General features: G+C 56.1%; 8 protein-coding genes and 1 tRNA gene. 2 read left to right on the forward strand and 7 right to left on the reverse strand.

Annotated elements, in window-relative coordinates; translation table 11 throughout:
* Nucleotide 1 precedes the first annotated feature (1 nt).
* The 5 genes from ilvD to ilvL form a co-directional block, all read right to left on the reverse strand.
* Nucleotides 2-1,852: a dihydroxy-acid dehydratase gene (gene ilvD / locus ACNY69_RS19110; RefSeq protein ID WP_111141101.1), complete on the reverse strand. Its 1,851-nt coding sequence runs from the start codon at nt 1,850-1,852 to the stop codon at nt 2-4.
* Nucleotides 1,853-1,912: 60 nt separating this feature from the next.
* A complete protein-coding gene (locus tag ACNY69_RS19115; RefSeq protein WP_111141100.1) occupies nt 1,913-2,842 on the reverse strand; it encodes a branched-chain amino acid transaminase in 930 nt (309 codons plus the stop codon).
* An 18-nt stretch (nt 2,843-2,860) separates the two neighbouring features.
* Entirely contained in the window at nt 2,861-3,118 is a 258-nt protein-coding gene (gene ilvM, locus ACNY69_RS19120; RefSeq protein WP_008926359.1) for an acetolactate synthase 2 small subunit, read from the reverse strand.
* Nucleotides 3,115-4,761: an acetolactate synthase 2 catalytic subunit gene (gene ilvG / locus ACNY69_RS19125; protein WP_418799581.1), complete on the reverse strand. Its 1,647-nt coding sequence runs from the start codon at nt 4,759-4,761 to the stop codon at nt 3,115-3,117. The genes ilvM and ilvG overlap by 4 nt, the downstream gene beginning before the upstream one ends.
* Before the next feature lie 150 nt (nt 4,762-4,911).
* Entirely contained in the window at nt 4,912-5,010 is a 99-nt protein-coding gene (gene ilvL, locus ACNY69_RS19130; RefSeq protein ID WP_072101316.1) for an ilv operon leader peptide, read from the reverse strand.
* A gap of 330 nt (nt 5,011-5,340) precedes the next feature.
* On the opposite strand from ilvL, the gene ACNY69_RS19135 reads away from it, so the two are divergent.
* Nucleotides 5,341-6,861: a YifB family Mg chelatase-like AAA ATPase gene (locus ACNY69_RS19135; RefSeq protein ID WP_418799584.1), complete on the forward strand. Its 1,521-nt coding sequence runs from the start codon at nt 5,341-5,343 to the stop codon at nt 6,859-6,861.
* 25 nt (nt 6,862-6,886) lie between these two features.
* Here ACNY69_RS19135 and ACNY69_RS19140 read toward each other — a convergent pair whose 3' ends face one another.
* Entirely contained in the window at nt 6,887-7,225 is a 339-nt protein-coding gene (locus tag ACNY69_RS19140) for a MaoP family protein (RefSeq protein ID WP_111141094.1), read from the reverse strand.
* Nucleotides 7,226-7,345: 120 nt separating this feature from the next.
* Between ACNY69_RS19140 and hdfR the strand changes: the two genes are divergently transcribed.
* Complete coding sequence (gene hdfR / locus ACNY69_RS19145) at nt 7,346-8,179, forward strand: HTH-type transcriptional regulator HdfR (protein ID WP_111141092.1); 834 nt, start codon at nt 7,346-7,348, stop codon at nt 8,177-8,179.
* A gap of 110 nt (nt 8,180-8,289) precedes the next feature.
* Here hdfR and ACNY69_RS19150 read toward each other — a convergent pair.
* Nucleotides 8,290-8,365, reverse strand: a tRNA-Trp gene (locus ACNY69_RS19150).
* Nucleotides 8,366-8,371: the final 6 nt, after the last annotated feature.

Consider the following 8,371-nt stretch of genomic DNA (forward strand, 5'->3'; position numbering starts at 1 on the left):
GTTAGCCTCCCAGCTTGCTCTTATCGCGGACCGCACCTTTGTCGGCGCTGGTCGCGAGTGATGCGTAAGCACGCAGCGCAAAGGAGACTTCACGCTGACGATTGACCGGCGTATAGGCCGCATCGCCACGCGCCTGCTGCTCTTCACGACGGGCGTGCAGTTCGTTGTCCGGCACGGCGAGTTTAATGCCGCGATTAGGGATATCGATCTCGATGGTGTCACCATCCTTGACCAGCGCAATGGTGCCGCCGTTGGCCGCTTCCGGCGAGGCGTGACCGATTGAGAGGCCGGACGTGCCACCCGAGAAGCGACCGTCGGTGATCAGGGCACAGCTTTTGCCCAGGCCCATCGATTTCAGGTAGGTAGTCGGATAGAGCATCTCCTGCATACCCGGCCCCCCTTTTGGCCCTTCGTAGCGGATAACGACCACGTCGCCCGCCACCACTTTGCCGCCCAGAATCGCTTCTACCGCGTCATCCTGGCTTTCATAGACTTTGGCCGGGCCGGTAAAGGTGAGGATCTCTTTATCTACGCCTGCGGTTTTCACGATGCAGCCATCTTCCGCAATGTTGCCGTAGAGCACGGCCAGACCGCCATCCTGCGAATAAGCGTTTTCGCGGGTGCGGATGCAGCCTTCAGCACGATCGTCATCAAGCGTATCCCAGCGGCAGCTCTGCGAGAACGCCTGGGTGGTACGGATACCGGCAGGGCCCGCGCGGAACATATCTTTTACCGCCTGATCCTGAGTCAGCATGATGTCGTACTGATCCAGCGTTTCACGCATGGTCTGCTGCAGGATGTTGCGGGCGCTGCTGTCAAACAGGCCAGCGCGATCCAGCTCGCCGAGAATCGCATAGACGCCACCCGCACGGTGCACATCTTCCATGTGGTATTTCGGGGTGCTGGGTGCCACTTTACAGAGCTGAGGCACTTTGCGTGACAGGCGGTCGATGTCAGAGATGTTGAAGTCGATATCGCCCTCCTGCGCCGCCGCCAGCAGGTGCAGGACGGTATTGGTGGAGCCGCCCATCGCGATATCCAGCGTCATCGCATTTTCAAACGCCGCCTTACTGGCGATATTTCGCGGCAGGACGTTTTCGTCATCCTGCTCGTAGTAACGTTTGGTCAGGCTGACGATACGCTTACCGGCATTGATGAACAGCTCTTTACGGTCGGCGTGGGTGGCCAGCAGCGAGCCGTTGCCCGGCTGCGACAGGCCGAGAGCTTCGGTCAGGCAGTTCATGGAGTTAGCGGTGAACATACCAGAGCAGGAGCCGCAGGTCGGACAGGCAGAGCGTTCGATCTGCTCGCTGTCGGCATCGCTGACGTTGGGGTTCGCCCCCTGAATCATCGCATCCACCAGATCCAGTTTGATGATCTGGTCGGACAGTTTGGTTTTACCGGCCTCCATCGGGCCGCCGGAGACGAAGATCACCGGGATGTTCAGGCGCAGTGACGCCATCAGCATTCCCGGCGTGATCTTGTCGCAGTTCGAGATGCAGACCATGGCATCGGCACAGTGTGCGTTGACCATGTACTCGACAGAGTCAGCGATCAGCTCACGCGAAGGCAGGGAATAGAGCATGCCGCCATGGCCCATGGCAATACCGTCATCCACCGCGATCGTGTTGAACTCTTTGGCTACGCCACCTGCCGCTTCAATCTGCTCAGCAACCAGCTTACCCAGATCGCGCAGATGGACGTGGCCCGGCACAAACTGGGTGAAGGAGTTGACGACGGCGATAATCGGTTTGCCGAAATCGTCGTCGGTCATTCCTGTTGCGCGCCAGAGGGCACGGGCACCCGCCATGTTGCGGCCGTGGGTGGTGGTAGCGGAACGGTACTTAGGCATGCTCTTTACTCCAGTGAAAATAAGTTCGCGGACATCCAGCGATATCCGCGCAAGGTCTGGTTACGCGTTAACCGGGTCCAGCCAGCCCCATTTGTCTTCGGTCTCGCCGGTGAACAGGCCAAAGAATGCCTGCTGAATGCGTTTGGTGACCGGGCCGCATTTGCCTTCGCCGACCTGAATACGGTCCACGCTGCGCACAGGGGTGATTTCTGCTGCAGTACCGGACATGAAGACTTCGTCGGCCAGGTAGAGAGATTCACGCGACAGCGTCTGTTCGCGCACTTCGATACCCATATCACGCGCCAGCGTGATGATCGCATCGCGGGTGATGCCCGGCAGTGCCGAAGAGGTAAATGGCGGGGTAAAGAGCACGCCATCTTTGACTTCAAACAGGTTTTCGCCTGCGCCTTCTGAAATCAGACCATTGGTATCCAGCGCGATCCCTTCCTGATAGCCGTGACGACGGGCTTCGCTGCCCACCAGCAGTGAGGAGAGATAGTTTCCGCCCGCTTTCGCGGCGGTCGGCAGAGTATTTGGCGCAACGCGGTTCCATGAGGAGACCATCGCATCAATTCCGTTCTCCAGGGCTTCAGCGCCCAGGTATGCGCCCCACGGGAATGCGGCGATAATCACATCGGTGGTGAAACCGTCTGGCGGGTTTACGCCCAGGCCTACATCGCCGACAAAGGCCAGCGGACGGATATAAGCACTTTTCAGTTTGTTTACGCGGATGACTTCGCGGCACGCTTCCATCAGCTCATCAACGCTGCTTTTAATCGGGAAACGGTAGATTTTGGCGGAGTCGTGCAGACGTTGCATGTGTTCACGATGACGGAACACAACCGGTCCTTTGTGAGAGTCGTAGCAGCGCACGCCTTCAAATACCGACGTACCGTAGTGCAACGCGTGGGACATAACGCTGACCTTCGCCTCTTCCCACTTAACCATCTCGCCATTGAACCAAATAAAGTCTGCTTTCTTCGTGCTCATTGTTATTCCCTCTCGCGGCTACGCGCGAATTTGTTGTGTTGTCTGTTGTTGAATCTGAACGCATGCGACGTCGATCAATTTGCTTAACTGCGAAGACAGTAAATCGACGGAACGCTGGCTGGCAACGGTCATTTCAATATTAATATTTTCTGCATTGGCGACGGAGGCCATGTTCATGGAACAGACCTGAAAACCGCGATGACGCACGACACGCAGAATGCGCTCCAATATTTCAGGACGGAATCGGGCTTCGATAGACAATTGATGCTGGTTCATACGGTTTTCTCCATCATGTTTGCATTGCTGGCACCCGGCGGTACCAGTGGCCAGACGTTTTCATGCTCATCAATTGCAACATGCAGGAAGTAAGGACCTTCGCTGTTCAGCAGAGCATCAAGGGCGGCGTCGACCTGATCTTTACGGGTAATACGCTGGCCGGGAATATCAAACGCACTGGCCAGCGTGAGGAAGTCGGGGTTGTCAGAGAGATTGGTTTCGCTATAGCGACCGTCGAAAAAGAGCTGCTGCCACTGGCGCACCATGCCCAGACGCTGGTTATCCAGCAGCAGGATCTTCACTGGCAGCCTGCCACGCTTGATGGTGCCCAGCTCCTGAATATTCATCATAATGGAGCCGTCACCTGAAACGCAGATGACGGTGTCTTCCGGGCGGGCCACCTGAGCGCCGATGGCGGCGGGTAAGCCAAAGCCCATGGTGCCTAAACCGCTGGAGGTGATGAAGTTCTCAGGTGCGCTGAAAGCCATGTGCTGCGCGGTCCACATCTGGTGCTGTCCAACATCGGTGGTCACTACGGCATCGGCGGATTTGCGATCCGAGAGCTGCTTCAGCAGCAGCGGGGCATAGATCGCCTCGCCCGGATGGTCATAGCGCCAGGCGTGGCTGGCTTTCATCGCCTTCACTTCGTCACGCCAGGCGTCGATTTGCAGCGGCTGACTCAGCGCGGGCAGCAGATCGTTAAGATCGCCCTGCAGTGAGACATGCGCGCGACGCAGTTTGTTTAATTCTGCCGGATCGATGTCGAGATGAATGACGCTGGCGTCCGGGGCAAAGGTGTCCAGCTTGCCGGTCACACGGTCATCGAAACGGGCACCGACTGCAATCAGCAGGTCACACGCCTGTACGGCGAAGTTGGCGGCTTTGGTACCGTGCATCCCCAGCATACCGAGATAAACCTCGCTGTGAGGATCCACGCTGCCCAGCCCCTTTAAGGTTGCGACGGCCGGAATACCGGTCTCTTCTGCCAGCGCACGCAGTGCCGGCACAGCCTGCGCCAGACCCACGCCGCCGCCGATATACAGCATCGGTTTTTTAGCCTGCGCCATCAGGGCTCGTGCCTCGTGGATCGCCTGATGTGGCAGAGTGTTGTCCTCTTCAACCGACACCAGATGCGGAGCAGGTTCACCCTGTGCAACCTGAATATCTTTCGGGATATCAACCAGTACCGGACCCGGGCGACCCGACTGTGCCAGCGCAAACGCCTCGGCCATGATGGCGGGCAGCTCATCCAGCGACTCTACCAGGAAGCTATGTTTAGTGCAGGCCAGCGAAAGGCCGAGCACATCGATCTCCTGAAATGCATCAGTGCCGATGAAGGCAGAGTTGACCTGCCCCGTTATCGCCACAACCGGGACGGAATCCATCATCGCATCCGCCAGACCCGTGATCAGGTTGGTCGCGCCAGGACCCGATGTCGCGATGCAGACGCCGGTTTTGCCGGTAGAGCGCGCATAACCAATCGCCGCCATCACCGCGCCCTGCTCATGACGACACAGAAGGTGTTCCACGCCGCCATCATAGAGCGCGTCGTATACCGGCATGATTGCGCCGCCCGGGTAACCAAATACGGTATTCACACCCTGCGCGCGTAAAGCCTGAACTACCCACTGTGCACCTGTCATCGCTATTCTCCTGTGTCCTGACCGGAACAACAGAATTTTATGCTACTGTTCATTGTTTGTTCCTTGTGGATTTGCTGATATTTCCTCGGCTCGAAAAAAAACCCCCGGACCTTTCGGTGCGGGGGTTTTTTCGGATTCGAGGCTTGATTTTTAAGCCTTTCTTTCTCCAAGCGTTGCCCCGCACGGTAGGTTAATAACCACCACCACGCTAATCACGACCAGGCTAATCACTTGTAGAAGGGCTTTCATGTATTGTTCAATTCTTTTACGTGTTCGAAGTAATGCCTACAGAGTTATCATAGTCAGGGGTAATGATACAACTTTTTTTGCAGCTTTTTTTTCGTGCCTGCGGGCGGAGTCGCACCTATCAATCTGTAATACAAGAAATAATTACGTGATGATAATTATTCATCACTTTAGTGACGTAATGATATTCTGGTGAATTTGCGTACAGCTTCGCAGCGTTCTGATACAGCATTGAAACAGGGCTGACAGGTTGTGCATTGCTCCGAAGCATGAAAATGCTGCCCTCGCTTTCCTGTTATGTCGTGCTCAGAATGACGGCCATAAGGAGCGACTATGTCATTATCAAAAGTTCTGACCCGGGCAGCGTTGGGAGTGGAAGCCCCGCTGGTGACCATTGAAGCCCATATCAGTAATGGCCTGCCCGCCTTAACGCTGGTAGGGCTGCCTGAAACCACTGTGAAAGAAGCGCGCGAGCGGGTGCGTAGCGCCATTATCAACAGCGGATTCACCTTCCCGGCAAAGCGTCTCACCATCAATCTTGCCCCGGCAGATCTGCCCAAAGAGGGCGGGCGGTATGACCTGCCGATGGCCATCGCTATTCTGGTCGCCTCTGAACAGCTTCCGGCCGATAAACTGGCGCACTATGAGTTTCTGGGTGAACTGGCGCTTGACGGTGCGCTGTGCGGGGTACAGGGCGCGATTCCGGCAGCAATGGTAGCGATTCAGGCAGGACGACAACTGGTTCTCTCGGCGGAAAATCAGGACGATGCCGGGTTAATCCGTCAGGGCGCATCCCTCGTCGCCTCACACCTCAGCGAGGTATGCGCTTTTTTGCGCGATGCGATCACTTTGCCCGTGGCCCGCGCCCCTGAACATCAGGAATACACGCCGTCTGAAGATCTCGCGGATATGATTGGTCAGGAACAGGGGCGCAGAGCTTTGGAGATCACGGCCGCAGGCGGACACAACCTGTTGCTGATTGGGCCTCCCGGCACCGGTAAGACCATGCTGGCCACCCGGCTTCCCGGTATCATGCCTGCACTGAGCGATCGGGAAGCGCTGGAGTGTGCGGCGATTGCCAGCCTGGTCAACAGCAGCGCCCTGCACCGCCAGTGGCGTACCCGGCCATTCAGGTCACCTCATCACAGCGCCTCGCTTTACGCCCTGATTGGCGGCGGATCCCTGCCGCGTCCCGGCGAGATCTCGCTGGCTCATAATGGTGTGCTCTTCCTGGATGAACTGCCGGAATTTGACCGCAGGGTGCTTGATTCTCTGCGCGAACCGCTGGAGTCTGGCTGCATCGCCATTTCACGCGCCCGCGCTAAAGTCACCTATCCGGCACGCTTTCAGCTGGTTGCGGCGATGAACCCAAGCCCGACAGGACATTATCAGGGACAGCATAACCGCTGCTCTCCTCAACAGGTGCTGCGTTATCTCAGCAAGCTATCGGGCCCTTTTCTGGATCGCTTTGATCTTTCGCTGGAGATACCGCTGCTGCCCGGCGGCATGCTCAGTGGGCAGCGCCCTGCTGCGGAAGCCTCTGAGCGGGTTCGTCAACGGGTTATCGCCGCGCGGGACGTGCAACTTGTCCGCGCCGGAAAGATTAATGCCCATCTGAATAACGCCGAGATCGTACGCTGGTGCCAGCCCGTTAAAGAGGATGCAGCGTGGCTGGAATCTGTGCTGGAGAAGCTGGGTTTATCTGTACGGGCCTGGCAGCGGATCCTGAAAGTGGCGCGCACGGTGGCCGATCTGGCCGGCGAGCGGGAGATTACCCGACTTCATCTGCAGGAGGCCGTCAGTTACCGGACGATTGACCGGTTAATGATTCATCTGCACAACAGCCTGCAATAAAAAAGGGGCTTTCGCCCCTTTTCTGTTAATCGTCGCTGTCGCTAAAGTCTTCAACGGTATCCATCTGCGGTTTACCGCCAGACAGCGTATGGAAACGCTTGGGACGCTTAATGCGGGTCATGTATTTGGACCAGACGCGTTCTGCTTCCGTCTGCGGTTCACGCACACCACGACATACTTCAATAAACAAACGCTCTTCTTCGGTTACAGGCTCACGCTTTGATAAATCCAGCTCATTAAAGGCAAAACCGTGGCGTTCAAGAAGCTGAGCTTCTTTAATAGTAAAGTCACCGTGACGTGAGAAACCACGCGGGTAATGTTTGTTATCAAAGAAACGATTCTCTGTTGAGAAGCTTTCCGCCATGTTACACGCTCCTGATTTTCTAATGCCGTGCTGTTAATGGCGCGGAGTATTAGATAGGCTTGACAGAGTGTAAAACAAAACATTTAAATCTATACGACAAACATTTTTTGGGAGAAGGCTGTGGATACGGAATTACTGAAAACTTTCCTGGAAGTGAGCAGAACACGCCATTTCGGGCGTGCTGCAGAAGCCCTTTATCTCACGCAATCTGCCGTCAGTTTTCGCATCCGTCAGTTAGAAAATCAGCTTGGTGTGAATCTTTTTACACGCCATCGCAACAACATCCGTCTGACGGCGGCCGGAGAGCGGTTACTCCCTTACGCTGAGAGTCTGATGAGCACCTGGATGATGGCGAAGAAAGAGGTCTCTCACACACAGCAGCACCATGAGCTCTCCATAGGGGCCAGCGCTTCGCTATGGGAGGCTTATCTGACGCCATGGCTACAGACGTTGTACGAGAACCGCGAGAGCCTGCATCTGGAAGCACGCGTAGCGCAGCGGCATCTGCTGGTTAAGCAGCTTCATGAGCGCCAGCTGGATCTGTTGATCACAACCGAAGCGCCTAAGATGGATGAGTTAACCAGTCAGCAGATTGGGCATATCTCGCTGGCGCTGTTCTGCGCCCGCCAGAGTGAGAAGCGCGAACATTACGACTATATCAAGCTGGAGTGGGGAGCAGACTTTCATCAGCATCAGAGTTATCTTTCCGGCGCTGACGATGTGCCGGTCCTGACAACAACCTCTGCGCATGTCACCCGCGAACTGCTGCATACCACCGGAGCGTGCGCGTTTCTGCCCGACTTCTGGCAGAGTCTCTACAGCGAATTAATGGTCATTCCGGATACTCCGGTGGCCGTTCGTCCCCTCTATGCGGTCTGGTTGCAGAACAGCGATCAACAGGCACATATCCGTCAGCTGCTGAAATTCCCGATTCTGGTAAGGCAAAATAGCTGAAATCAGGGGAAAAAACAGGCGGGAGAAATAAGAGACCAGTTAGTGTTAACTGGTTTTTTGCTTTTTTAAAGGCAAAAAAAAATCCTTTGCCGAAGCAAAGGATCGTTTTCTGGCAGGGGCGGAGGGACTCGAACCCCCAACACCCGGTTTTGGAGACCGGTGCTCTACCAATTGAACTACGCCCCTAAAAGG

This window comes from Pantoea graminicola (assembly GCF_048452665.1).
Taxonomy (GTDB): Bacteria; Pseudomonadota; Gammaproteobacteria; order Enterobacterales; family Enterobacteriaceae; genus Pantoea.

Coding starts and splice junctions, on each gene's coding strand:
- ilvD (WP_111141101.1), bottom strand. CDS start 1,852: ATGCCTAAGTACCGTTCCGCTACCACCACCCACGGCCGCAACATGGCG.
- ACNY69_RS19115 (WP_111141100.1), bottom strand. CDS start 2,842: ATGAGCACGAAGAAAGCAGACTTTATTTGGTTCAATGGCGAGATGGTT.
- ilvM (WP_008926359.1), bottom strand. CDS start 3,118: ATGAACCAGCATCAATTGTCTATCGAAGCCCGATTCCGTCCTGAAATA.
- ilvG (WP_418799581.1), bottom strand. CDS start 4,761: ATGACAGGTGCACAGTGGGTAGTTCAGGCTTTACGCGCGCAGGGTGTG.
- ilvL (WP_072101316.1), bottom strand. CDS start 5,010: ATGAAAGCCCTTCTACAAGTGATTAGCCTGGTCGTGATTAGCGTGGTG.
- ACNY69_RS19135 (WP_418799584.1), top strand. CDS start 5,341: ATGTCATTATCAAAAGTTCTGACCCGGGCAGCGTTGGGAGTGGAAGCC.
- ACNY69_RS19140 (WP_111141094.1), bottom strand. CDS start 7,225: ATGGCGGAAAGCTTCTCAACAGAGAATCGTTTCTTTGATAACAAACAT.